19 protein-coding genes, 2 pseudogenes and 1 other annotated feature are annotated in these 26499 nt (G+C 51.0%); of the genes and pseudogenes, 6 read left to right on the forward strand and 15 right to left on the reverse strand.

All coding sequences use genetic code 11. From position 1 onward, the window contains the following. Window positions 1-44: 44 nt before the first annotated feature. From ASB66_RS25695 to ASB66_RS25725, 7 genes are all read right to left on the reverse strand, one after another. Window positions 45-1706, reverse strand: coding sequence for a Na/Pi cotransporter family protein (locus tag ASB66_RS25695; protein WP_060718059.1), 1662 nt, complete (start codon window positions 1704-1706; stop codon window positions 45-47). 182 nt (window positions 1707-1888) lie between these two features. Beyond that, entirely contained in the window at window positions 1889-2644 is a 756-nt protein-coding gene (locus ASB66_RS25700) for an inositol monophosphatase family protein (RefSeq protein ID WP_060718058.1), read from the reverse strand. Window positions 2645-2654: 10 nt separating this feature from the next. Beyond that, the gene (locus ASB66_RS25705) at window positions 2655-3431 is read right to left on the reverse strand and encodes a glycerophosphodiester phosphodiesterase family protein (RefSeq protein ID WP_060718057.1); all 777 of its coding nucleotides are present in this window, start codon (window positions 3429-3431) and stop codon (window positions 2655-2657) included. Between the two features lie 64 nt (window positions 3432-3495). Next, window positions 3496-4602 carry an extracellular solute-binding protein gene (locus ASB66_RS25710; RefSeq protein WP_060718056.1) on the reverse strand — a complete coding sequence of 369 codons (1107 nt, stop codon included), beginning with the start codon at window positions 4600-4602 and terminating at the stop codon, window positions 3496-3498. A 46-nt stretch (window positions 4603-4648) separates the two neighbouring features. Next, the gene (locus ASB66_RS25715) at window positions 4649-5491 is read right to left on the reverse strand and encodes an ABC transporter permease (RefSeq protein ID WP_171431139.1); all 843 of its coding nucleotides are present in this window, start codon (window positions 5489-5491) and stop codon (window positions 4649-4651) included. A 2-nt stretch (window positions 5492-5493) separates the two neighbouring features. Next, window positions 5494-6354 carry an ABC transporter permease gene (locus ASB66_RS25720; protein WP_060718055.1) on the reverse strand — a complete coding sequence of 287 codons (861 nt, stop codon included), beginning with the start codon at window positions 6352-6354 and terminating at the stop codon, window positions 5494-5496. Continuing rightward, window positions 6351-7430 carry an ABC transporter ATP-binding protein gene (locus tag ASB66_RS25725; protein ID WP_060718054.1) on the reverse strand — a complete coding sequence of 360 codons (1080 nt, stop codon included), beginning with the start codon at window positions 7428-7430 and terminating at the stop codon, window positions 6351-6353. Before ASB66_RS25725 ends, ASB66_RS25720 begins: the two co-directional genes overlap by 4 nt. Window positions 7431-7664: 234 nt before the next feature. On the opposite strand from ASB66_RS25725, the gene ASB66_RS25730 reads away from it, so the two are divergent. After that, the gene (locus tag ASB66_RS25730) at window positions 7665-8816 is read left to right on the forward strand and encodes an ROK family transcriptional regulator (RefSeq protein WP_060718053.1); all 1152 of its coding nucleotides are present in this window, start codon (window positions 7665-7667) and stop codon (window positions 8814-8816) included. A 363-nt stretch (window positions 8817-9179) separates the two neighbouring features. On the opposite strand, the pseudogene ASB66_RS26955 reads toward ASB66_RS25730, so the two are convergent. The 4 genes and pseudogenes from ASB66_RS26955 to ASB66_RS25740 form a co-directional block, all read right to left on the reverse strand. Beyond that, a pseudogene (locus ASB66_RS26955) lies at window positions 9180-9348 on the reverse strand (IS3 family transposase); the annotation flags it as partial. 74 nt (window positions 9349-9422) lie between these two features. Next, window positions 9423-9539, reverse strand: a sequence feature (AL1L pseudoknot). Then, window positions 9455-9601 (reverse strand): annotated as a pseudogene (locus ASB66_RS27220) (IS3 family transposase); the annotation flags it as partial. It overlaps the preceding feature by 85 nt. Next, window positions 9585-9782: a hypothetical protein gene (locus ASB66_RS26965; protein ID WP_156536362.1), complete on the reverse strand. Its 198-nt coding sequence runs from the start codon at window positions 9780-9782 to the stop codon at window positions 9585-9587. The pseudogene ASB66_RS27220 and the gene ASB66_RS26965, both read right to left, overlap by 17 nt. Before the next feature lie 458 nt (window positions 9783-10240). Further along, complete coding sequence (locus tag ASB66_RS25740) at window positions 10241-11290, reverse strand: agrocinopine synthase (protein WP_233741840.1); 1050 nt, start codon at window positions 11288-11290, stop codon at window positions 10241-10243. 1069 nt (window positions 11291-12359) lie between these two features. Between ASB66_RS25740 and ASB66_RS25745 the strand changes: the two genes are divergently transcribed. Beyond that, window positions 12360-13118, forward strand: a complete 759-nt coding sequence (locus tag ASB66_RS25745) for a RolB family protein (protein ID WP_060718050.1) — start codon at window positions 12360-12362, stop codon at window positions 13116-13118. 353 nt (window positions 13119-13471) lie between these two features. Here the strand turns inward: ASB66_RS25745 and ASB66_RS25750 are convergent, their stop codons facing one another. After that, window positions 13472-15034, reverse strand: coding sequence for a C protein (locus tag ASB66_RS25750; protein ID WP_081089037.1), 1563 nt, complete (start codon window positions 15032-15034; stop codon window positions 13472-13474). Window positions 15035-15505: 471 nt separating this feature from the next. Next, the gene (gene iaaH / locus ASB66_RS25755; protein WP_032489515.1) at window positions 15506-16924 is read right to left on the reverse strand and encodes an indoleacetamide hydrolase; all 1419 of its coding nucleotides are present in this window, start codon (window positions 16922-16924) and stop codon (window positions 15506-15508) included. A gap of 437 nt (window positions 16925-17361) precedes the next feature. On the opposite strand from iaaH, the gene ASB66_RS25760 reads away from it, so the two are divergent. Continuing rightward, complete coding sequence (locus tag ASB66_RS25760; RefSeq protein WP_060718048.1) at window positions 17362-19653, forward strand: FAD-dependent oxidoreductase; 2292 nt, start codon at window positions 17362-17364, stop codon at window positions 19651-19653. Window positions 19654-19836: 183 nt separating this feature from the next. Then, window positions 19837-20916, forward strand: coding sequence for an IS630-like element IS870 family transposase (locus tag ASB66_RS25765; protein ID WP_060718543.1), 1080 nt, complete (start codon window positions 19837-19839; stop codon window positions 20914-20916). Between the two features lie 148 nt (window positions 20917-21064). On the opposite strand, the gene ASB66_RS25770 is transcribed toward ASB66_RS25765, so the two are convergent. Continuing rightward, a complete protein-coding gene (locus tag ASB66_RS25770; protein WP_422387234.1) occupies window positions 21065-22150 on the reverse strand; it encodes an IS3 family transposase in 1086 nt (361 codons plus the stop codon). A gap of 696 nt (window positions 22151-22846) precedes the next feature. On the opposite strand from ASB66_RS25770, the gene ASB66_RS25775 reads away from it, so the two are divergent. After that, window positions 22847-23602, forward strand: coding sequence for a RolB family protein (locus tag ASB66_RS25775; protein WP_147274085.1), 756 nt, complete (start codon window positions 22847-22849; stop codon window positions 23600-23602). Window positions 23603-24223: 621 nt separating this feature from the next. Then, the gene (locus ASB66_RS25785) at window positions 24224-24949 is read left to right on the forward strand and encodes an isopentenyl transferase family protein (protein ID WP_060718541.1); all 726 of its coding nucleotides are present in this window, start codon (window positions 24224-24226) and stop codon (window positions 24947-24949) included. A gap of 163 nt (window positions 24950-25112) precedes the next feature. Here the strand turns inward: ASB66_RS25785 and ASB66_RS25790 are convergent, their stop codons facing one another. Next, a complete protein-coding gene (locus ASB66_RS25790; protein ID WP_060718542.1) occupies window positions 25113-26204 on the reverse strand; it encodes an NAD/NADP octopine/nopaline dehydrogenase family protein in 1092 nt (363 codons plus the stop codon). Window positions 26205-26499 lie beyond the last annotated feature (295 nt).

Consider the following 26499-nt stretch of genomic DNA (forward strand, 5'->3'; position numbering starts at 1 on the left):
ACGGTCTCTTCGTCTGGGGCCCTCCACTGAGGAGGGCGCATGGGTCATTGGGGTCTTTCAGTTGAACTGCCGGTGATGAGACGGCTTTCTCCAAGCAGACCCTGTTCGTCCATGATCGGATGCGCAACGGAAACGATATGGGCGTTGATGCGTTTGAGATCACGCAGGATGTCGAGATGAAGGGAGCTGGTCTGCAGGCTTTCGGTCCGTCCGTCACGCAATCGTTCGAGGTGTCGCTCCGAAGACCGTTTCTCCATGTTGCGGACCTCGATCTTCCTCTCCATCAGTTGTCTCGCGAGGTTGACGTCGCGCGTGATGAGGATCGTTTGCGCGATTCTGAGATTGTCGATGGTCAGCTGGAAAAGTTGCTGGAGCTCGGCAAAGCCATCTTCGGAGAACTTGAGGCCGTGCCCGATCTTCTTGGTGACTTCAGTCAGAAGACCCCTCTCGATGATGTCGCCGATGTGTTCGAGGTTGATGGCATAGTCGATAATGACAATGGAGCGGCGTCCCTCCTCCTCGGACAGTCCGGTCCGCCCGAGCTTGGAAAGGTAGACCTTGACCTCCTGCTGCAGCCGATCGACCTGGCGTTCGAGCAGAGGAATTTCCTTGAGTCTGGCGGCATTGTTCTGGTCGAACGCATCGGAGACCTTCAAAAGCATCCTTTCGATCAGGTCTCCAACCCCGAGCACCTCACGGGTCGCGCTGGTCAGGGCGACCAGCGGTGTCGAAAGTGCCTCGTGATCAAGGAATTTGGGCGCGCTCTCATTCTGCGTTTGTTCCGGAATGAGGATAGTCATCCAGCGCGCTAGCAATCGCGAAAAGGGCCATGCAAGCAGTGCCAGGGCGATGTTGAAGGCCAGATGCGCATCGACTGGTAGCTTGGCGTAGGGGAGGGGCAACATCGAAAGCCAGTCGGCCAAAATGTCGGCCGCAGGCAGAGTGAGCACGCAGCCTATCGCCCGAACGATCAGATTGCCCAACGTGACGCGTCTGGAGGCTGCCGGCCCCGACAGAGCGGCAATCACCGGCGGGATCGCGCCTCCCAGATTAGCCCCCAGAACCAGCGCGACAACAAGGCCACCAGACAGAAGGTCGGTAGAAGCCAATGACAGGATGAGGACGACCGCGGCAAGGCTTGAGGATGACACAAATGCGATCACTGCGGCAAAGATCATCGCGACAGGCCACGCGTTGTTGAGCAGCCCGATGAATGCTCCAAGCGCCTGAGAATGGCGTAAGGGTTCGGTCGCTGCGCTGAGAAGATGCAACGAGAGCAGCATCAGCGCGATACCTATGATTGCCGTGCCGGCGCCCTGGCGCGTGGTCGAGCCCCCGCGATAAAGAACGATGCCCACAAGCAGCAGGAACGGCGAGACCCACTCAATGCCAGTGGCAACGATCCAGGCTGTGACGGCTGTCCCGACATTGGCCCCAAGCAAAACGACCTGCGCCATGCGCGGCTTGATCAGCTCCCGCTCGACGAATGATGAGACCATCAATGCCGTCGCCGTGGAGCTTTGGAGCGCCACGGTCGCAACAAGACCGGAGAGGAACGACCGGGTGCTGCTTCTCGTCCCAGTGGCGAGGCCGGTTCGCAACTTTGACCCAAGTGCGCGCGATGCCCCGTCTTTCACCTGGGCGAGGCCGAACAGTAGCAATGCCACGGCGCCGGACAGGTTTATGATGACGATCAGTGATTCCAATTCTGACTCCGCAACTGAAAACAGGCCAGTCCGTGGGCCTTCAATGCAGTCAAATCAAAGTGCCGGTGGGCAAACCGGGAGGAATGCTGCCCACCGGCGGCCCGCCCACACCGCCGCGCGGGCAGGTTACCCGACATATCATGCACGGTTGTCATTCTGCCTTGAGACCGGCAGTCAGCCGGCTAGAAACAAGGGGCGACGACGCGGTGAATGTCCTCGGTAGCCGCGACGATATTCTGGCCGGCTACCTCGTGCGATCCGCTGGTTACCACAAGAAGGCCTGCTTCTTCGCAGATGACGGATCCTGCGGCGATGTCCCAGATACTCGTGTTCTTTTCGACATAGCCATCGGTCATTCCAAGTGCCGCGAACCCAAGACCGACCGTTCCACACCGATATTCCGTCACTCCCCATCCTGCCTCTCTCAGTGCGAGCTCGACCTCGGCAACTTCTCTGGCGGGCCAGCGAACACTTTCACCGACAGAGGCGAGACGGACGGAAGGGAAGTCGACCCTTCTTTGGTAGGGAGCGCCATTTTTAAAGATGCCCGCCCCTGTCGCGGCACCAAGTCGTAATCCAAGGCACGGATAAGCGATAACGCCGACACGGGATAATCCGTTCTCCACGAAGCCGATTGAAACTCCCCAGAGCGGGGAGCCGCGCAGGAAGTTCACCGTGCCATCTATGGGATCGATAGACCAGAATGCGTCCGATCCGCCTCCGCCCATCTCTTCTCCCATCACGTGGTCGTCGGGAAACCATGTAACAAGCGTCTCTCGAATAAGTGCCTCGACGCGCCGATCCGCTTCCGAGACAAACTCGCTTGCCGTCTTCTCCTCCGCAACGAATTGGCCACGCTCGTGAAAGAGCTGTAGAGCCAACGCCGCAGCCTCGGTCATGATCGTGTTTGCCGCATCCAGGCGTTTGAGATAATCCATGGTTTGACCTTCAATGCGCGTCAAGAAGGTCAGGGATATCAGTCGAAATGGTTTGTGCTCCAAGATTAAGCAATCTCCTGGCAACGGGCGGATCGTTAACGACAGAAACCGCAAATTCAATGCCGCTGTCCGCCAGCACCTTCATTGCTTCGTCGTCCAGCACGTCTTTCGTGACGTGAAGCAACTGGCATTTTGTCTCGTTGAGTAGCGCAACCGGATCCTTTGGAGGAATGCATACAAAGTATGCCCGTGGCACGTCAGGCAGGATGCGGGCGGCAGCGTGGATCGAGCGAATGGAGAAACTTCCGACAAAGAGTCGTTCGCGATCTTTCGGCCACAAGGCTTTTAGCACATTGAGCGCAATCTCCGCAGTTTCGATGTCGTCGCCCGGTGTGGGCTTCAATTCAAGCTGCAAGCCGACGTCAAGGTCGAGAACGGTCTCGATCAACTCCTCGAGCGTTGGAACCTGAATGCCCGAGAATTCCTCGCCAAATGACGCGCGGGCATCGAGACGTCGGATCTCTTCAAACGTCATGCCTGCGACAAAACCCTTGCCATTCGTTGTGCGGTCGACAGTATCATCATGGATGATGATCGGCTTCTGATCACGCGTCAGTTTAACGTCGACCTCAACCCATCTGGCGCCTTTTTCAACAGCAGCTCTGATCCCTGCAAGCGTATTCTCAGGCGCAAGGCGAGGTGCGCCGCGATGGGCGATGATGGGTTCGGGAACAACGAAATGGCGGCCAGTGTCTGTTGCGCGTTTGAGCGCCGAGCTCTGAGACATGGAAGATCCTTGCTTATACGAAAAAAGGACGCGAAGAGCGGCTGAACCGCCCTTCGCTCATCGGTTACTGAAGGGTGACGTTCTTGATGAATTCGTTTTTGATATCGTCACTCAGCGGCTGGGCTGCCCAGGTGAAGCTGGCCTTTCGCTGCGCGGCAGGAACGAGCGCTGCGCTGCTGTCTGCATCCGTATTTTGCGGGACCGAGCCAAATTCCTGAGTGAATTGAGTTTGGGTCTTCGCACTGGTCAGCCAGTTGATGAAGACAAGGGCTGCAGCCTTGTGCTTTGCATTGGCCGGTATGAACACGACGTTGCCTCCGCCGGGCATGCCGAAATCAGGGACGTAAACTTTAATAGTCTTTGGCACTTCACCCCTCTTCTGGAGCGCAGCGATATAGTCCTCCCATCCCGCGACGATCGTGAATTCCCCCGAGGTGAGCCGGGTCACGCTGTCTGCATAAGACGCGGTTATCACGAACTGGTCTTTTCTCTTGTTGAACCAGTCCCACGCCGGCGCGAACTTTTTCTGTATCTCTGAGTTGGTCGTTCCGGCGGTATAATCCACATCAGGCGCAAATTGGCGCACGACACCCTCAATGAACGCTGGTCCTGCGCCCCCGTTTTCAACGTTGAATCCGAGTTCTCCGGGATGATTTTGCAAAAACGCCGAGAATTGGTCGAGCGTACGCGGAAGATCGGCTTCCTGGGTCCTGGCGGAATCATAGGCAATGACCGTCTGGTTGCCCCAGAACGCCACTGCATATCCCTTGCTATCGGTGCCCTCGATGGAATAGCGAAGTTTGGCGGCCTCGGGCAGTTGCTTGCTCAGCGGCCCATAGAAGCTGTCTTCAGGGAGTTTCTTGATTTCCTTGCCGGCGGTGGAAAGGACGTCGATATCGCCCTCGGCGCGTCCCCTTTCGGCAAGGAATTTGTTCATGTTGGCTTTCGAATCTCCATCGGGGATCGTCACTTTGATCCCGTATTCAGACTCGAATTGCTTCACCTGTTCGCGAAACTTTGCTTGATTGAACCAGTTGAACCAGGTGAGTTCACCCTCCTTCTTTGCCTGCGTGACGATTTCATCCCACGACATCGACTTCAAGTCCTGTGCCTGGACCGGCACGCTCATCGTCAGTACCGCTACACTTATTGCGGCGAGTTTCTTCAGCATCGCACTTTACCTCCCGTTTGGATTGACTTGCTGTTGGACACCCTCGTCATCCCTTGCCGGTGATTGCCGCTGGGTTATTGCTTGCGAGGAAGCGTTCGACGAGCAGCATCAGAAGGACGTTGGGGACCACGAGGATCAGGGAAACGACCGCGGCATTGGGTCGAATGAAGTTGTAGCCAAGATAAGAGTAAAGAATCGTCGGGACTGTCGTGAAATCCGGTGCGCCAACAATATAGGCGATGCCGAATTCTTCGATTGAGAGGATGAAAACGATAATAAATGCAGCGATCAGGCCAGGTTTAATAATTGGCATATAAGCTATGCGGAATACTGCAATGCGAGATGCGCCCATGTCGCGTGCAGCATCGATGAGGTCCTGTCGAATAAGCGACAACGACACCGTCAGAATGCGGATCGCATAAGGCAGCAGAACAACCGTGTGTCCGATCAGAATACCCAGGAACCTCGAATAGAGCCCGAGATTTATAAGCAGCGACGAGAAGAAAATTGCGACCACAAAACCCGGCAGGACGAGCGGCAGTAGCGTCAGCGCCTGCAACACCGGCTTTCCCGGAAATTCCAGCCTGCCGAAGGCGTAGGCCGTGGGTAGAGCAAGGACGAGAGTAATCGCGGCAACGCAAGGGGCCAGCGTATAACTGTTTCTCAGCGCCTCCGGCAGCGCCGTGGTGTTCCAGACCTCAATCCAGCGTGAGAAGGAAAGTACCGGCGGCAAAACGTCAGGATAGGCCCATGGATGATTGACATCGACAAGCGACCACAGGGCCGCCATTGCAAAGGGCAGGAGAAGCCAAACTGCCCCGACGATAATGACGGTTGCAACAAGAAGGCGGTTAAGCCAGTGATGGTTCTTGAGGTACATGCTCGCCATCGTCATGCCCTCCCAAGACGGGATAGAAGCTGCGCAACACCAGCCAGCAGGATTGCCCCGAAAAGAGAAAGGGCCATCAAAAGCATCGCGACGACTGCCGCAAGGTTCCATCCGTCAGCGCTTGCGTCCTGTGTCCGAAGCATCAGCTGCGCCAGCGAGTTGATGGTGGTCGGTCCGGCAACGACCTGGAAGGAAAAGTCACCGGCAGCTCCGATGAAGATGAGGACAAGAGCCGCCTGCAAAGAGCGTATTGTGAGTGGCACGATGATCTTTCGGAACCGGTCCATAGCGCCTGCGCCCAGATCTCGGGCAGCATTGAGAATGTCATCCCCGATGGCCTGAACCGCACCGGTGAGAAGAAGCAGTGCAAATGGCATCTGCTTCCAAACCTGAAGGAATATCACGCCGATGCCATAACTGTCGTTTTGCATTCGGATCGGCCGGGCGACGATGCCGAGCTTCACCAGCGCGAGATTCAAAAATCCCTGAAATGAGATAAAGTTGATAAACAGGAAAGCGGCGACAAGCCCGTGAACGAGCAGTGGTGCTTTCAGAACAGCACTTATCACTCCGGATCCGAGAAACGGTTTGCGAAGCCATAATGCAAGCGGATAGGCAACCGCAACTGCAAGGACTGAACTGATGATTGCAATCCGGGCGGAATACCAGAAGGCGCGCCAGACCTGGCCGTCCGACAGCATGGTCTGCCAGAACCGAAGGGAAAATCCGCTTGAACCAGCAAAATTCAGGAAGCCGAACGATTGTGAGACGGCCATTCCGATGACGACGCTGGTGAATACGAGGATGACGCCAAGACCGGGAAGAAGGAGAAGATAGGCCTGCAGACTGTTGCGGAGGGTCATTCGACGGCCTCCTTCAGGAAACGGATCTTCTCCGGCGCAATCTCGAAGCGGTATGTGGAAGCTTCGTTGATGGATGACTGTCCGAGCACCTGAATTCGGAAAGTGCTCTCCTGTTTTTCCGGAGCAGCGACTGTGAGGTCAGTGAGGTTGCCAAGGAAGCTGCGAGTTCGCACCTCGAAGGAATAGATATTGGCGCCCGGGCCATCGTCCGGGCGACTGACGGCATCTTCCGGTCGCCAACTGGCGTAGACACTTTTAGCCACTGGCGGCGTTTCCGAAGCGATCAAAGTCTCGCCAAGCGGCGTGGTCGCTCGATAGTGACCGGTCGCGTCGTCCCGTCCGGTGACATGAGCAGCCATTATGTTTGCCGTCCCGACGAAGTCGGCGACAAAGCGGTTGACCGGCTGATAGTAGACCTCGTTCGGTGTGCCACTCTGTTCGATCTTTCCTCCGTTCATGACCACCACGAGATCGGACATCGCCAAAGCCTCCGATTGATCATGTGTGACATAGACTGCAGTGAAACCATGGGTTTTCTGAAGTTGGCGGATCTCGAAACGAACCTGATCGCGAAGCCGGGCATCGAGATTGGAAAGCGGTTCGTCAAAAAGGATGACGCCTGGTCGCACGGCCAAAGCACGCGCGAGCGCGACACGTTGCTGCTGTCCGCCCGACAGTTGGCCGGGTAGCTTGCTTAGTTGAGTTTGGAGTGACACTTGTGCAGCGGATTCGGCCACGCGCTTCTCGATCTCGGCCTTTGGTGTCCGCTTTTGTCTCAACCCGAAAGCGATGTTCTCAAACACCGTCATATGCGGGAACAACGCGTAAGACTGGAAACACATCGCGGTGTTCCTCCTCTCCGGAGAAACGCCGGTCATATCGTCGCCATCGATCCCGATCCTTCCATCGTCAAGATCGATGAAGCCGGCAATGGCGCGCAGTAGAGTGGTCTTCCCGCAGCCGGAAGGTCCGAGCAGCGTTACGAACTGCCCTTGCTGAGCTCCAAACGTTATCCCCTTCAGGGCTTCATAAGACCCAAATCGGATCCTTGCATTGGCCACATCGAGTACGCTCATTTGTCCTCCCAGACTGGTAATTCCTTTATAATGCGTTGTGTATAATAAAAATTAGCGCCTGAAATGCAAATGAATTTTCGATCATATTGCCGATATTTCGCGCAAGCTACGAAATTCATTGGATAAAAATCTCTGAAAGGATACCGGTGTCCAAGGCGACTTGAAACCTAGGTATGTTTCACATACGCTGCTTATAATATTCGAGTTGGAGCAACGTAAGAAGGCAGTTGGAGAATGGCGGACAACTCATCCTTGGTTCCGGTCAGTCCGCAGAAGGCTTTCAGCAAGCCCCTCTCGCAAAATGAGAGAATGATCCTCGAGATCATCCGACGAAATAACGGGATAAAGAGATCGGCGATTGCGTCGATGACCAATCTTACCCAACCGTCGGTCCACCGGATCATTGATAGCCTGATTGAGAGCAGCTATCTGATTTTCGGGGACACCGTCATTGAAGGGCGAGGCAAGCCAAGCAAGGGGCTTCAGCTTAACGCCAGGGCAGCTTACTCGATCGGTATTTCGGTGAACACTGACAGCGCCTCGTTTTGTCTCTGCGATCTGCGCTGCAATGTCATCCACGAAGAAATACTCGACATCCCTCCTACTAATCGTTCCCGAACTCTGGTGCTCCTTAAGGAGCGTGTCTGGCGGGCGATGAAGTCTAACGATGTGCCACGTGACAAGCTTGTTGGAGCGGGCTTCGCGATGGCGGGTTTTTTTGTTGGCCGGGATCACTACTTCAATGCACCGGAGCCGCTCGCTGATTGGTCCCTGGTCGATCTCCAAAGCGAACTGGCCGCGCTTTTTGAGGTGCCGATCTGGACCGAGAACAATTGCACAACAGGCGCGGTGGGCGAAGCCATTTTGGGTGCCGGCCTGACCTATCCGACGTTCGGATATCTCTCTTTCAACTATGGTTTTGGGGCAGGCGTGGTCGTTGACGGGAAACCCGTATTCGGATCTTTCCGCAACGCGGGCGAGATTAGCCGCATTTACACGACGGAGGAAGGCGTGCATCGGCCGGCACTGGGAGGGTTGTTGTCGCAGCTTCAGCAACGTGGTGTCGTCGTGGAAGGAATCAGAGACCTTCGTAGAAACTTCGATCCCGAATGGCCGGGTGTACGCGAGTGGGTTGAGGAGGTTTCGCCATTCCTCAATCGCGCCATCGACGCAATGTGGGCTGTCATCGACCCGGCTGCGATTGTCCTTGGCGGGGAATTGCCCAAGGGACTGGGGGACCTATTGCTAGAGGTTCCACCAACTCCGCGCTTTGTTCGAATGAACACCCCCCCAGAGTACCCGCGAATTCTTCTAAGCGAGATTGAAGGCGATCCCGCGGTGATTGGTGCGGCGCTTGTTCCACTCAAGGAGCTGTTTTTCAACTAACCGGATATCTGTGGTCAGGGGATTTAAAATCTCAAATCAACTATCTTCTGATTGGTGAGGATGTCGAGCGCTTCAGGGCTTCCCTAAGTTGGACGCGGAAGCTCTTGTACTTGACGGCGCCCACGCCGACGACCTCCTCCATCGTCTTGCCTATAGTGCCGATTCCGATCAAGCCGCCCGTTGTTCCGCGATGATACTTCGTCTCAATCCCCTTTGCCTGCGGGCTATGTCATCACCAGTTGACGGCAGGTCACCGCCGCTTGGGTTCCTGCTCCTTCGCAGCAGGGGACGGGCAAATCTTTGAAACCTCCTTTCTCTTTGCATTCCAGTCATATGCCATACCCGATGGGGGCGAGGCGCACCATAGATAAAGTCAAAAACCCATAGCCTGTTTGGTGCAGGGGCTTTGAACTGCCGGTTAACCCGGTCAAACGGGGTCGAGGCCGTCTTGTCTTGTCGGAGAATGTCGTGCGAACCGGCTTTCCTCGAATGAGGCCTTACAGCTCATCGACCTCATAAGCCGGCGATAGCGTGTGAGTGCCGGAGCAATACCCCCCTATAGCAGGCTCTTCCGCAATTGGGGAAGTATTGCTCCGGTGACGACAATGGGGCAATCGGCAATAGTCTACAGATCGGCTCTACCCCGAATACGCCACGGTGTTCGTCGATGAACGAATCATCGTTTGAAGGGGGCGGTCGAGGTCAGCCTGGTTGAAATAGGCAGACGCCTTGCGCAATATCTCGTTGGCTTGACGAAGCTCGCGGATCTCACGCTCCAGGGCATTCATCTTCTCGGCCAGATCGCTCGGCAGGCCTGCTCATTTCCCGGTATCGACCTTGGTCTTCTTCAACCCTCCATGCAGCGCAGAGTAGCCGACCTTGACTGATGTTCTGCTTCATGTTCACAACCATGCGGATCGCATGCTCACGGACTTCAGTTAAAAAGTTGTTCGTTGTCTTGCTCATATCGGCTCCACTCTCCCAGAAGTTGCGTCTCCGGCAAATTCGGTGCAGTTCAACATAAGACTTTACCCAAATGAGTGGCAGGATATATCGTTATGTAATCTTTTGATTGGATGCACTTTTGGCGCAAGGTGTTTTGTTAGCCAGGGAATCTTAAGGAAATTGCCTGACGTTCGATTTGTATAGGATCTGTTTAGACGGGCAAGTCTATCTCGCGTGCGGGAAATAGAAATTTAGATTTGTGGGTATCGGCTAGGCATTTAATGTAAGTCATGCAAAAAATAATTTTATAATGCAGGTAGAAAAATATTATTCTATTGTTACGAGGCATATATAGTTATTATCGAATAAATGCATAAATTGTGGGCAAGATAGATAATAAATTCAAGTCTGCAAATCTATAAATTGAGATGCAAACTTATTAAAGAAGATTCAACAGATTAGTTGGGCGCAACATCAGCCTATAAGCTCAGTAAATCGAGATGCGGGGCACAGTGATCGACCTGTCGTCGAATCCCCACTGCGAGCCATTCGAGATAAGCCATATCATCTTCAGGTCTATCTGAAATTACCCAATCTGCTCCAACTGCCGCGTTGCCTGGTATGCCGTATCCTCGGCGAATGTGCCGACGTTCATCTGTCTCCCTTCGTCGCGCTCTTCCCGACAGAAAGTCAAAATTAAATTCCGCTCGTTCCATATTTTCTAGCTCGACGGAAAAGTCATAGCACCTCGTGAGAGTTGCCAGCTTGAGGTGAGGTTTTGTCCTCACCACCACTTCATTTTTTAAGTAAGCGGCGAGCCGTACTGCAGCAAAATCTGCCAAGAACGCCCTAATTACGTCTGATTCGGTATTGTCACCAAGTTGTTCACAAGTGACCATGGCCATCACGATCTCAACAGCCACGACTCTTATCGGTTGCCGAAGTATAGAATCGATCCACAATTTTCCCGCTTCAAAAAGGTCGTCTTCCTTGTCCTCGCTGAGATTCAAACCTTTCGCTAATCGTGATAGTTCTTCTGGAAACAGGATCGGCATAAGCGCAACGGTCGTTCTCCATCCAGTAGCAGGATTAGCCTTTTCGATCGATTCAACCAGATGCTCACCGCTTGCATATTTGAAGGTGTAGAAGGTGATAACAACTTTTTGGTGATATCTGGGCCGATGACTTAGTTGGGCGGCAACAATGTGTGCTTCGAACTCGCGACAGTCTAAAAAGACCGTTGCTCCGTCGTTCTCCTGAAACACCCTTTCTAAGAGATAGTCCACAGTTTGAATTGTGTCACCAGTGGCAACATACGAATCCGACACGTTAGCATTGAGCACTTCTCGGATGACTACCGTCTTTCCAACGACCTCAGTGGAGTGGAACTCTCGGATGGGCTTACGGGGTACATCTGCGATCCTCCAGAGACTGAGATCATGTGACGCGATAGGCACCTCATCGGCGCAAAGCGCCGCATCAAGCTCAACAAGATTGCGCTTGCCTAACTTGTCGACCGCAGACAGCAACGAAGTTTCGGTACACTCCTGTATGCCTTTCCCCAAGTTGTACATACCCCTGTGTTCTATGACTTGAAGTGGCAGTTGCTCTTCGAGGTGTTCGAGAAGATGTGGTACGGAGTGGCGCGCGAGGACTTCCTCCGCAGTAACGTCTTCCGGAAGATCCCATTGGAGTCTCCACCCGGGCCAACACGTACCTACGACGGAGAATGGTTTGCGCTGACAAAGGACCTGCAAGAATAGAAGTCAAGGCTTCTAGTGAGGGTTGCAAATGAATACCGGGAAAAAACTGAAAGCTTACGTCCATGGCGAGCTTTGCGGTGACGGATTTGTTCCGGAAACGAGGTTGGCAGGAGGAAGAGGAGTGTCAGATAAATATCGATTAAATAATAAACATTCAATCGCAGTGTATGTTCAGAATAATACTTTATTTCCTTCAAGTGGATAAAAGAGAGATATCAGAAGTTTAGCGGATGGTGAACCCGCCTAATAATAGCGTGGGGCCAAGCGTTTGAAAATTTCAATGCACGCCTGCTTTCTAGAGGGAAATCATAGCCGCGCTCGATTGTTCGGTTTGCTGTATTATTCCAATTTAAAAATTTGAAGTGTCAAACGCATTCATAATTGAAATAAGGCGTTGCCGAAGTGAGCAGCAGGTTTCCGCTGGCACGCATTCTTTATACCGAATGATGCCATGGGCTGCTGCGATGGAGCCACATCGTTCGATCTATCGGTGAGTTGAGTAAACCTAGGTGAGTGATGTGAAATCATGCTCATCTGGGCTGCCAGTTGGACGTCGAGGAAAATGTGCCTTGGGTTGCATCAGAAATGACATGCCCGGGAATCCAGGCGCTTTTTTTGAAAAGATAGATCCGTGTCGGCTGCGATTGCATCGGATGCCATAATGTTCAAATCCTACAGCATGACGATTTGACTTATTTGCAGCCCGGGCCTCTTACAGTCTTCAATGTTGACGAGCTACGGAACTGAATAGATGTCCAAGATATTTATTAGGTAGCTGGTATGCACAGCAGGTGCAGATAATCCCACGAGCTAACTTGGAAGCGCTACCAAGGCCATGGAGTACCGCCGACCGACATTCAACATATTCAATACCTGGAAGATAAGAAAAAGGCAGAAACTCAGACGCGCTCTGAGTGCGGCGGAAAAAGACTATCGCAATTTCTTGCAGAATACGGTTGCCCCTGCTCAGTGCTCCTGGGTTGCCTCGGTTGTCGAGCTCTTTGCTTCTGAATTGCCTTGGCTCGGTGAGATGCTGAAAGGCTTTGCTGACAAACCCCGCGCGCCTGGTCCGGAAATCGGGCCGATCAATCTGATACTCGAAGATTCTCCGATGTATGTTTATTGTTCTGTCGAAGAGATGAAAAGTTATGCAAATAGAGGGTCCTATGATGGTTTTTCCAGCCGCGGCGTGGTGATCTGTACTGTACCGCCTTATGCTGAGGAGGTAACGAGGGGCGCCATGAGTGTGTGGCAAAATCAGACCTGCGCGAACACCTGCAGCGGCAAGAAGGATTTGGCTGCGTATATTGCGTTCTTGCCAACCCATTCGCTGCTGAATTCGAACTATTGGCACATGAGCAATGGTACCTATAGCTTCTTGGCTCCGTCGCAGAAGGATACCTTTTCTTGTGAAATATTTGCTGTCGGGCGGGCTCTTTTTGCAGGCAGCACCCTTGCAGAGAAATCTAAGAAATGGTTGTCGAATTTCGTCAAGAACTATCTCAAAAGCTCACTCCAATGGCGCACGGTTCCCGTGGCGCAGTATCGGAGGCTGCAAGAAAGGGACTTTGAAGAGCCTGACCATATCATCTAAGGCTTCTTCGTGCCCTAGTCATCGTATGCTATCTTTTTAACTATGTATAATTAGCGAGATTGGATTGTCGCTCATTTCTGATAAAAGAACATTTCCTGAAGTATGTTGTTTTGATGTATGTATTTCCTTAAGTTTGCTTGGTATTTCATATTTTAGCAATAAAAATGCAATGTATTGGTTAGCGAGAATAATGTCATATGCGAATTGAAGAAAATCCCGTAGTAATAGTATTTACTACCGGAATCCTATGTAGAGATAATGGCATCTGAAAGCGCAGATGAACTCCATGGAGTATTTCTGACCAACAATTTATTTCAACTTTCTTCGAACCGGTTCAATGAACTATTAGGATGCTAACGATAATTCATGCACCTTGAACCAAGATACATGAATAGTTTGCCCCAAATTTTTGGAAAAAGGCTCAGGAAAAAGATCAATACAAAGGACAGCCAGAATTGAATGCTCGAAAACCCATCCAGGAAAGATTTTTTCTTCAAAAGCCAATAACACGAATTGCCGACCACGAATAATGTGCTTGGAAAACTGACGCCGGCGGTTGCGGTGAAAAGGCGCAGCAAATCGTGCGAGCTTTGTGATTTATCCATAACGTCAACAGCGGCCCGTGCAGCTAGCGGCACAAGATTCGCCGCGGCAATAAGGCCTGAATACGGATCGGTTGGAAACGTGGAGAGACATATCAGTACAGCCATCGCCAGGATTGCTACTAGTATGCCTACTTTGCGTCCTCGGGGATTGCCGCCTTTATCATCGGTAATGTGGCCAACCCACCGAAGAACCCTCAGAACATCTTCATGGTCCTGTTTGTGGTAACCGATCTGGACACGGAGACGATTGCTCACATCAAAGGTGTCAAGCCAGGAATAGATGATGGTGCTGGAATTCCTCAATCTCGTGTATTCAGACGTGAAATCGGGACGTTGAGCGACAGCGATCCTTTTCATCCTCAAGGAAGAGTATTTCAGTAAATCTTTGATGTTCTTTCTGTTCTGCATCAACATCTGCCACAGAATACAAAATGACGCCTTCCACGCAACATCTTTGGCGCTGTGGAATGTGGTTCGCGCATGTGGCATAGAAATGGCCAATAAGCCAAAAATGACAGCTGGCAATCCTCCGAGGAAAACTTCGCAAGCCAGGAAAGCTGCGAGCCTCGTGTCCGCCCAAGGAAAATCAAGAATCGCTAGCACCATGAGCTGTGTTTGTAGAGTGATGGGCCCAGACCGCAGAACGGCAACTTCCGCCCCGAGAGATGCTGATACTATGTCGGGTACGACAACCGCTGCCTGCATGATGACCAACCACAGCCAAAACAGAACTCTCTCCGGAATGGGTATGTGGGATTTTAGTTGCCACCTCATTTCCTGCCTATGAATGGATTGCGCGCTTTCATGCAAGTACTTCTTAACTTCTTTGGGCAGGCAGGGGAGCTCAGCAATAACTTGAAAGGCGTCATCTCTTTCCTTGCGTGCTCGAGCAGCACAAGCGTTTCGTGTAGATAGAGGCATGCTCGTGAGCATATCCGTCAAACTGCCGTTCGAGCTAGTGAATGGATGATAAGATTTGTCGGTAATACCTTCTTCAAATGGTAAGCCGACCGGTTCCGGCGCTGCTCTTGAAGGAAGGGGGTCTACGCATCCATGAGGATCTGGTTGGGCCGTTGAACCAAATATCAGCTGCATGTGGTGTGACACCGTGGGGTCATCTTCTGGTAGGGGACTGACGGAATAGCCTCGAATACAGTCCGCTTCCTGACCGACATCGGTTTCCTCAGTGATGTAAGAGTAAGGTCCTCCCAAGAATGGTGAAGGGAGAATTTTCCTGAAATGGAGGGTGTGAAGCCAGCTACTTTTGAGCTTTCTATCTATCGTCGCGCCCGCAGTGCTCTGGTTCTCCATTGATAACTTGGCACAGCTAATTTACCCAGGCTTGGGGCATCCAAGGAATGCAAAAGCGCTTTTATAATTGTTCTCTTACCTATGGAATAAAAGACAACGCGTAAGGCTCGGCCCTGTTTCAGCCTATAAGTCAAAACAGCGGTGCAGGTCAAAAAAATACTTAATTGTTTTCTTAAAGTAAAACGTTTTTCCTGTGGGAGAGACAATATTGCGTTACGCTTTATATCAACACAGATACACCTAATGTTGATAAATATATTCGATAGAACTACTCGTTGAATATTATCAATATAAATGCGATTCGATGAATATAAACTATTGATATTTCGGCGAACATCTCTTTTCTAATTTATAATGGAATAATTTTATTTATACAGCTATAAAAAGAGGGAAAGTAAAATCGATTTCTACTTATAATATATTATTGCACTAATAATATTAAATTATTCGATCCGACATATAGAATTCACATCAGTAGTTTGTCTCGACTTTCGGGAAGTCAGGTAAATTTTGAAAAGCTATCGCTTCCTCTAGTGCCGCTCCGATTGCTAGCAAACGGTCGTCCATGCCCGCTAATCCATCGATTTCCATTCCAATAGGCAAACCCTTTGAAGTAAGAGAAACGGGAAGGCTTAATCCTGGCAGGCCTGCGTTGCTCCCCGGATCCACATTTCGCACGAAGATTTTAAACGTGTCGGCCATTACGCCATTGTGCATCACCGATAAATCTTGGCCGATCGGTTTGGCTGTCAGGGGAGCTGTCGGGAAAAGGATCGCGTCTATCTGGTGCAGCTTGAAGTAATCATAGTAGGCGGCTTGCAGCTTTGGTCTCAAGCATTTCAGCGCCGATTGATATGACGCTTCGGGAATTTGGTGTTCCTCAATTTGAGCATTGACGATTTTCGCCACATCCGTGCTGCTTATCCCTTTGATAACGTCAGAAAAAGACACATCCTTCACAAAGTCATCGATATACTTTTGTAGGGCGAACGGAAACTCGTACAGGGCAATAGGAAAGCTAACCCCGTTGTTCAGACGCTGCAGATCTGGAATCTCCGCCTTAACAAAGGTTACACCCTTGCTGGCCAGCAGCGTGATAATGGTTTGCGAGGCCACAGCGACGTCAGGCTCAAGATCGTCGTAAAAATAAGTGGTTGGCAAGCCGATACGTAATCCCTCCAGGGGTACAGGTTGGTGGGTCGTGAGCTTCCCGCAAATGATTTGGTCAAGGAGTATCACATCAGGAACGCTCTGTGCGATAATTCCGGCTGTATCGCGGGTGGGGCTAACCGGCACGATTCGGTCTCCAGGATATCTGCCGATCGTCGGGCGGAATCCCACTACGCCACATAGGGATGCAGGTAGGCGGACCGATGCCCCCGTGTCGGTGCCAATACCGGCGAGCATCAGCCGGCCTGCTACAGCAGCAGCCACGCCGCCGCTCGAGCCTCCTGGTATTAAAGCTGGATCCCAGGGGTTTTTCACCGCACCAGTGGCGTGGTTGTTACTGGTAATGCCAAACGATAACTCATGCATGTTTCCCGAAGCGCCTATCAGTGCCCCAGCGTCTAGAAGCGGTTTTACGACGCCGGCTGGTGTTGTAGGTAAATGCTTCATCAAGGCCGGCGTGGCAGCGCTTGCTGGGAATATGCCTGTTGCAATGTTCGCTTTAAAACACAGCGGGATGCCGGCAAGACCCTCGCCGGCGCTTCCATCTTCATCTACTTTCTTGGCATTACGCCGCAGGTAATCCCAGTCAGTCGCCAGAAGAGCATTGAGAGATTTCGCGGCTTCGCAACGGGCTATTATGGTTTCAGCCAGTTCGGAACAGGAGTATTTTTTCAGCCTGAGACATTCCAGGGTTTCCTTGATTGAACCTAGGGTCACCATTCTTGAATGTTATTGAGGAAGTTCAGAGATAACAGAGATCTCATTTGTAATAAGATAATCACATAGGATATATGTATCGTAGCTGCAATGAAAGCATGTAATTATTGTAGAGACAAATTGTCAAAAATGCATGCGCCATGATAAATGTATAAAAAACGGTCAACCACCGTTAGCTAAATTCAAAAATTTAATAGTATTTATTTGAATACATGGTGTAGTATCATCATCACGTTAGATTCTTTTGGCCAGAGGAAATCTCAATTATTTTCTACTATTGAATGGCGTGCACTCCATCAAGTGACAATGACCTGAATTAATATTTCAAATTATATTTCTGTCTCCGAAATTATAACATAAATTGATGGTAGATTGCGTTGATGTGTATCGCTACAACTCAGCCAACTTCCCAACTAAGAACACTCTTTTCAACTGTATGAATGGAGAAATTATCTTGCTCGCAGCCCCAAGGCAATCAGTTTCTCGTCAATATGATGGATCTGGTTGATGTGGATGAGCTACGAACTAGCCTTTTCAACACATTCTTGCAGCGGCAAATTACGAGAAAGATAAGTACTAAGGCTTCTTGTCAGTGCGAGACAGGGTTGGCATGCAAAGGGCCAGCCAAGGATGGCTTTCCGGAAAGCTCGGCTGATCAAAGGGCCAAAATTACCGTCGCGTTCATCTACATCAATGACGCGACATTGCAGTTGATCATAGATTCGGGATCCCTTGCGCAGGCAACGACCGCCAGTCTTGTCGCCATCAATGTTGCGCCGTTTCGCACCAATGTCTCAAGAGCGCTACTCCTTCAATCCATCAACCTGCTGCGAAGTGGCAGATGCGGCCTCGATGATATTAGTCACTTTATCGCAATTGCTATCTCCAAGGACGCCTTCTCTAAAACCCTAACCATGGCACCATTCGAGGGAGACTTGGCACGGAGCTTCATGGGCTTCCCCATCACCTCAAAAGGTGATGCAGCATTTGAGATGGTAGCTTATGGTCGCAACTTGATGCCAAAGGCCTGCGCGGAATCCTTTCCGTCGGTCGATCTACTATATGACTATCGCAATTTTTTTGAGAGCTGTAGGGCCACCGGCCGTATCGGCGACTTTCCTGAGGGTGTTAGCAAGCCAAAAGTTGCTATCGTGGGAGCAGGGCTTTCAGGTCTCGTCGTAGCGAGTGAACTGCTTCATGCCGGCATCGACGATGTCACGCTGTATGAGGCGAGCGATCGGATTGGAGGAAAATTGTGGTCATACAGATTTGACAACGCTCCAAACGTCGTCGCCGAAATGGGGGCGATGCGATTTCCTCCCAGTGAATCCTGTTTGTTTTTCTTTCTCAAGAAGTATGGCTTGGATTCCATGGGGCGCTTCCCTAATCCCGGAAGCGTTGACACCACACTGATTTATGACGGCCACCAATATATCTGGAAGGCGGGAGAGGGGCCACCGGAGCTGTTTCGCCGCGTTTACCACGGATGGCAAGCATTCATACGAGAGGGATATCTTAATGACGACATGGTGTTGGCTTCGCCCTGTGCTATCGGTGAGGCCTTGAAGTTAGGGCATTTACAGCAGGCGCATGACTTCTGGCAGAGTTGGCTAACATGTTTCGGCAGAGAATCTTTCTCTTCCGGTATAGAGAAAATTTTCCTCGGCTCACATCCACCAGGTGGTGAAAAATGGGCGTTTCCTCATGACTGGGATCTTTTCAAGCTACTAGGGATCGGATCCGGTGGGTTTGGTCCAGTCTTTGAAAGCGGCTTTATTGAAATCCTTCGCCTAGTCGTTAACGGATATGAAGATAATGCACAGTTGATCTATGAAGGGATTTCAGAACTGCCTCGTCGAATCGGGGCCCAGGTGGTTCACGGTGTTTCAATCCGGGAGCGCATACGCCATGTTCAAGTTAAGGCGATTGAGAAGGAAAACACAAAAATAAGGGTAAGGGTTAAAGGTGGAAATTCTGACCTTTATGACAGGGTAGTTGTTACATCTGGACTGACAAATATTCAGCTTAGGCACCTTTTGACGTTAGATGCCACCTTTTTGCAAGCAGAAGTAAACGGAGCGGTTGAGAATAGCCATATGACCGGATCGTCAAAGCTATTCGTATTGACTGAGGGAAAATTCTGGCTCGAACATCAACTACCGCCCTGTGTTCTCACCACTGGGGTGGCGAGAGCGGTTTATTGCTTCGACTATGAGCCGAAGGATCCCCGAGGTAAAGGGCTAGTGCTAATAAGTTACACATGGGAGGATGATTCCCATAAGCTTCTGGCTGTTCCGGATAAGAGAGAAAGGTTGGCATTGCTACGGCGAGATATTGGGAAAACACTCCCTGACTTTGCTAAACACCTGGTTCCTGCAAATGGGAACTATGACGGAAATGTCGTTCAGCATGATTGGCTGACTGACCCGAACGCCGGCGGTGCTTTCAAGCTCAATCGTCGCGGTGAGGACGTGTATTCTCAAAGGCTTTTTTTTCAGCCATTTGACGTAATGAATAGCTTGAAAGATAAAGGGCTATACTTGGCTGGCTGTAGCTGTTCATTCACCGGAGGATGGGCGGACGGTGCTATTCAGACCGCGTGCAATGCTGCCTGTGCAGTTATCCACAGTTCAGGAGGGGTTCTAGCAGAGGGTAACCCCCTCACGCACCCATGGAAACAGTATAATTATGGGGTCGAGTACAGGAGTGTCGGTATACGTACTTACGAATAATTTAGTTACGTGAATCTGTTGGTACTGTATCGAATTTTTACTTTATAATGCACGTGTTTTAAATTATTAAAATGATATGAGCGCAATTTAAGTTCAATAGTTATTGCTGACCTAGTGGTTTGATCGAGACAAAAGAGTCCGATTTTGGATTCCAATTTCTGCATGAATATGCGACGGTCCTGCATGCGCACAGGTGTCACATTTGAGGTTTCCGCTGCCGACCGGGTTCGGCTGAACGCAATCGTTTCGGCAGGCAGCTCGCCGCAAAAGCATGTGTGGCGGGCGAAGATCATCTTGATGACCGACGAGGGGCTGGGAACGGTCGCGATCATGGAGGCGACGGCTAAGTCGAAGACCTGCGTCTGGCGATGGCAGGAGCGCTTCATGACGGAAGGCGTAGACGGCCTTTTGCGCGACAAGAGCCGGCCGCCCGGCACTGCGCCGCTTGAGGTTGACCTTGTCGACCGGGTTGTTGCTCTGACGCAGGAGCCGCCCACGCAGGAAGCCACTCACTGGACGGTTCGCGCGATGGCAAAGGCTGTGGGGATTGCGGCGTCCTCAGTCGTCAAGATCTGGCATGAGCATGGTCTCGCACCCCATCGGTGGCGCAGCTTTAAACTATCGAACGACAAGGCTTTCGCCGAGAAGCTTCACGATGTGGTCGGTCTCTACGTCTCGCCGCCTGCCCATGCGATTGTGCTTTCCGTCGATGAGAAAAGTCAGATCCAGGCGCTGGATAGGACGCAGCCGGGTCTTCCCATGAAGAAAGGGCGCGCCGGCACAATGACCCATGATTACAAGCGCCACGGCACCACCACACTTTTCGCTGCCCTGAATGTTCTCGACGGCTCCGTCATCGGCCGCAACATGCAGCGCCACCGGCATCAGGAGTTTATCCGCTTTCTCAACACGATTGAGGCTCAGTTGCCGAAGGATAAGGCGGTTCACGTCATCCTGGACAACTACGCCACACACAAACAGCCCAAAGTCCGGGCCTGGTTGGCACGGCATCCACGCTGGACCTTCCACTTCGTTCCGACATCATGTTCCTGGTTGAACGCCGTCGAGGGGTTCTTCGCAAAGCTCACCCGTCGACGGCTGAAGAACGGTGTCTTTCATTCGGTCGTTGATCTTCAGGCAGCCATCAACCGCTTTATCAAAGAGCACAACGAAGAGCCGAAGCCGTTCATCTGGAAAGCAGACCCTGACGACATCATCGCAGCCGTCAAGCGTGGGCACCAAGTGTTGGAATCAAACCACTAGCTGGTAAACTGTCCATTTCAAAATTGACGCTGAGATAAATTCGCAATTATTGCATGCGCAATATTGTAGAGAAACATCGAGTTTTTTGGGTGGGAAATCAAAGAGGGACGGTAATCCCCCCGTTTTTAGCGGGGCTCTTTCGTAGAATTCACGCGGCCATTTTCAGTTTCTGTGCAGGCGTTATGCCGCAGATGCCCATGTTGGGCCGTTCGTTGTTATACGTCCAGAGCCATTGTGTGGCGAATTCCTGTGCTTCCTCGATGTTTTCGATGATGTATTGGTCGAGCCATTCATGCCGAACGGTGCGGTTGTAGCGTTCGACATAAGCGTTCTGTTGTGGCTTGCCGGGCTGGATATGGCTCAGGGCGATGCCTTGGTTCGCAGCCCATTCCATCAGTTTGCCACTGACATATTCCGGCCCATTATCAACACGAATTGCGAACGGTTTGCCGCGCCATTCGATGATCTGGTTGAGGCTCCGGATGACGCGTTCGGCAGGTAGAGAAAAATCCACTTCGATGCCCAGTCCCTCGCGGTTGAAGTCATCCAGGACGTTCAGCAGCCGGAACTGCCTACCGTCCTCCAGCCGGTCGGCCATGAAATCCATGGACCAGACCATGTTCGGCGCATTCGGCACGGTTAGTGCATCGGGCTTGTCCCGCTTTAATCGCTTGTGTGGCTTGATCCTCAGGTTCAATTCCAACTCCCGGTAGATGCGGTATACGCGCTTGTGGTTCCAGCGATGCCCCCGGACGTTGCGTAGATAAAGGAAACACAGGCCGAAACCCCAGGTCTTCTTTGCCTGTGTCAGTCCGATCAGGAGATCGGCAATCTGCTCGTTCTCGTCGTTCAGCTTGGCACTGTAACGATAACAGGTCTCGCTGACCTCGAAGGTGCGGCAGGCCAGCGTAATACTGACCCCGCGCAACGCCACTGCTTTTGCAGCCATCTCTCGGCGTTGAGATGGCCGCGTCATTTTTTTGCAAGAGCCTCCTTCAGAAGCTCGGCCTGCATGCTCATCTCGGCATACATCTTCTTCAGCCGACGGTTCTCGTCTTCCAGAGCCTTCATCTGGCTGATCATCGAGGCATCCATGCCACCGTATTTGGATCGCCATGTAAAATGACGCCGTGCTCATTCCATGTTCCCGGCAAAGCTCGGGGACAGGGACACCACCTTCCGCCTGGCGAAGGATGGCAAGGATTTGGGGTTCGCTAAATCTGCTCGTCTTCATCAAAATCTCCTCGATCATAAAGCTCGAGAAAATTCTACTTTTGAAGCCCGTTAATTCGCGGGGGGATTACCGGACGACAGTAACCAACGTGGTTCCAATAATACCCAGCACTAATTGAAAGAGAAATTCCACATTCGCGGCGAGTAGGGGGATGTGTGCCTAACTTTTGTTGATTTTTTCAAGATTGCGACCTCCATTTTGCCATCCGTTGAAAAACAAGTTGCGCATTCGGAAGCACGATTAGTAAGAATTGGGTAATGCTTTAGTGTTCTTTTACACAATTAAAAAATGTATTGAATTGTGGCGATTATTGGTGTTTCGCAATAGAGATCCATCAAAACCCATGCCGCCCCAAAAAGAGGCCTCCATTATTTGAAAAGATGAGTCGATTTAACGCTTTCGAGCATTATTGACAAAAAGTCTAATAATACACACTAAATTAGAATCATTCGCTCGCTACTTTTTTTGACCCTTTACAGATTTCTTGTTCACGCCTTTTTCTAAAGTGCTTTATGTCATAATCTAAAGCACTCATAATATAGGGGACTATGCATTTGTTATAGTGTCGGGAAAAATGGTGAAATCTTCATTCACGTGACACAGTCTCTTACAGCCACATCGTGCACAGTGCCTTCATGCATGTGAAGTGCCTCGGATACTTCAAAGCGCAAATTCAGTCCATAAATAAAGGGCGTGGTGCTGCATTTTACACACCCTGAGAGCGGTTTTCGCTGCTTCGCCAAATTTATGCAAGAAGGCATGGGCTATGTGCGTCCCATATTCAATGTGTTCGATCTGCAGCACTTAATAGACCCGAACAAGGCCGAGCTAGTGTTGAGCGACGCGCGAGGTGCGTACTTGGAGTTCGTACAAGTGGTCGGCAGCGCCCAATCTTCATGGGTCAGCACCCTCATAGGCCATAAAGATTTTCCCTATGATGTCATTGGGGACATTCTGACAGAATTTGCCACCACTCCTTGCCTTCATGGCCCGACGCTGAGCCCGCTCAACGCGATCTTCGATGCACCTCTGATGTACCTGTATGGCCCTCTCACGAAGATGGAAGGCTATGCACATAAACGCTTCTATGACGGAAGTCCGGGACGTGTAGCAGTAGTCTGCACAACCCCGCCCTACTCGAAGTCCATTACAAGAGGAGAAATGCGTTCGTGCCACAAGATAATGCGCAGTGCGTCATTCGTCGGAGAGGATGCTCTGGAAGCCTTTATTGCATTCCTGCCAACGACGTCACTTTGGCGGTCAATCCGCTTTCGCTTGGATGTTCTCAAGGAACAGGCGCATATCTTTTTCTCTTTGTCTTCCACGGCCAGGTTTTGTTGCGAAGTTGTGTCTTTCGGCAGGGCGTATTTCCCTGGTGACTTAGAGGAATCGGTTTCCTCGAGAGGGATCGTGAAGAACGTCCTCGGTTGCCTCGGTTATAGCGCCGCTTGAAGGTGGTTACGGCTACCTGAAAAATCAAACCGGTGTTTCGGGAGTGAAGCTAGAAGGTCCGATTTGAAGTTGTTCCATTACTGTGGCAACATTTAAATTTGTATCGAAGTTTTATGTGTGATGGTGTGTTGCAATATATGTATTTCCGATAATAAGTTATGTAATGTGTCTCCTCTTTAGGAAAGGAGAGTATCAGTTTCATGTATTATAATTATTATTATGATATAGTGTGCTGTTGTAATTTTATAATGGTGAAGAATATCAATTATGTTACTGACGATGTCAATAACATAATGGCGTTTGAAAATAAATTGCGAGATATTTTACGAAAAGTTGTGGATAAAGTTTTGCAAAATGATAAGCCCTACGACCAATTGAAGCATCAAAAGCATTGAGTGCGGTGTGTCATATGAGTGGAAATGATGCTCATCAGCTGTCAATGAAAGCATCTCGCCCTGCGGTGGCCCCTAAAGACAATTGAGACGCGTGCTGGGTGATGTCAAATTATCCGGCAGTGGGCGACTTTAGCTATGTCCCGGAAAAGGACTGCCTTTGGTGCCACGGATTTTTTATAAATCTCCACCTAATGGTTCATCAAGTGCTACCGCCATCAGAAGCATCATGGACATGTACCTGATTTTCGGACCAACATGCACGGGAAAAACTGCAGCAGCGATAACCCTCAGTAAGCAGACTGGCGTCCCGGTCGTGGCGTTGGACCGTGTACAGTGCTGCCCTCAGCTTTCGACCGGGAGCGGTCGGCCAACGGTTGCCGAACTTCGGGAAACCAAGCGCATCTATCTGACGGAACTCCCGTTAACCGAAGGCATCATCACCGCCAAACGTGCACATGACAATCTTATAGGGGAAGTCTATTTACACGAGCCACAAGGAGGGCTGATCCTTGAAGGCGGATCGATCTCGTTAATGAAGTGCATGGCTCGAAGTCGCTACTGGGATAACCATTTTCGGTGGCATATCACTCGCCACGAACTTCGAGATGAGGAGGCATTCCTGACTGCGGCCAAGACAAGAGTTCGAAATATGTTGCGGCCGCAAGAGGGTGAGTCGCTTTTGCAGGAGTTGGCATACCTGTGGACGCACCGAGCAGTGAGGTCTGAGCTGGAAAAGATTGACGGCTATCGATATGCTATACATTTCTCGAAGCTCAACAATCTTGCAGTGGATGAGCTGGTTCATCTTGGGCCCGATCAGATGGAAAAATTGGTGGATGGGATAGCTCGGGAATATCTTATCCATGCCCGCTTGCAGGAACGGGAACTTCCAATACCCGCTCAAGTTGGAGGAGTTTATGAAGGACATCCATTTCAGCTGCGGTGGCCTTAAGCCACATACGTGCCGTTTACCCGGATGTGAAATATGAATAAGGATGGGCGTGTGCAATATACGTTGTAATATATCGTAGAATGGATATTTTATCTGCTATAAGCGGATTTCAGGTTTTATTTCTTTCTTTGCAAATACATTCATACATAAAACCTAATTTGATTTAGGCTACAACGCCGTTTAATCGTGCTAGGATGACATCCTTGCTAGCATTGGTAAGCCCGAGCGAGCTCAAGGTCCTGCCATTCTTGCGAAATTCGTAGCAAAACGCTGCGCTCGCATGGACAAGGATCGCTTCCATCACGGGAACTTTGATGCCGCAGGCCGAGGCGATCTCCACCCAAAGAACCATGTTGTATTTCACATCGTCCTCAAGATAGCGCAGATCGATCGGATTGGGGGTGTGAATCTTGGTGCACCCCTCATAATTTTGAAAAACCGTCGTTAGGTCGGCTGCTTTCAGTTCAAACCACTTCTCAAAGAAACCGAGATGTGTGTCAGACTCTAGTCCAAGTGCTTCAACAATGACGAGCCGTTCGTAATCGATGGCAAGAACCCAATCTATCGCACTCGCAACTAGCGTTTTGTAGAACAGTGGTGGTGGGCACCCTCCGCTGACAAGGTACGCTCTCGCCTTGATTAGACCAACAGGACGGCTAACGGGATTAGTATTGGAAAAGAAGATCGAGGCAAGGTCCTGGTACCATTCGACGCTCTGAGGAAAAAGTAACTCGACCGTACCCTTAACGTTTGCGTCAATTTTCCCAGATGCAGCTATGGCAATCCGGGACTTCAGAATTTCAATAGTGACAACATTCTCCTTCCGGTTGCACACATATGGCTTCGTGTTGGTCTCCACTATGACTTTAGCTCTTCGCTCGGGGGTAAAGAAACGCTGGGCTTCGAGAGCAAACGCGCAGCCAGGCAGGGCAACGAGAGTTGAGTTGCTCAGATCATGCGGAGTAAGGATCTTGAGCACCGTTGAGTGTCTGGAAGCTGGACCTGTGACGATAATGAAATTTGCGTCGTGAACTGCTTCACCCAACACCGTTTCAAAGTGGGGAAAGAACTCGCCTCTTCTAATATTTGGACCAACTAGGTAAAGGCGATTATGCTTAGCAATAGAATCTAAGACCTCACGTTGTCCTGTCGGCACCCAGACTCTCACCTCAACGACACGTCCAAGACGAACCAAAATATCACCAGCTAGCGCTAAGGCCACATCTTCTAGCCCTAAGATCGTAACCGTGATCATTTTGGTGGAAATTCAGAGCGTGTGGGGTCGAAGATTGGGCGACGCGAGGAGCTGTCAAAGAGATCGGTGGCGTTTGGAGAAAGGCCGAGGTGCCCATCATAATGAGCTAGTGCGCACCGCAATCATGGGCCGAATTATGCGGACTTTAGGGTCAGTGCGCGTGATCTGTTTGCGTGACTTGCCACGCTGCTAAAGGTCCCGAACCATGTCTATCGTGCGCTCAAGAGCATGTTTAGCGCCGCGCAATCAGCGGGAGATATGATCGCAAACTTTATGGGCAGAAGTCAAAAGTTGC

Origin of the sequence: Gillisella vitis (assembly GCF_001541345.2) — a bacterium.
In the GTDB taxonomy this organism is placed as follows: domain Bacteria; phylum Pseudomonadota; class Alphaproteobacteria; order Rhizobiales; family Rhizobiaceae; genus Allorhizobium; species Allorhizobium vitis.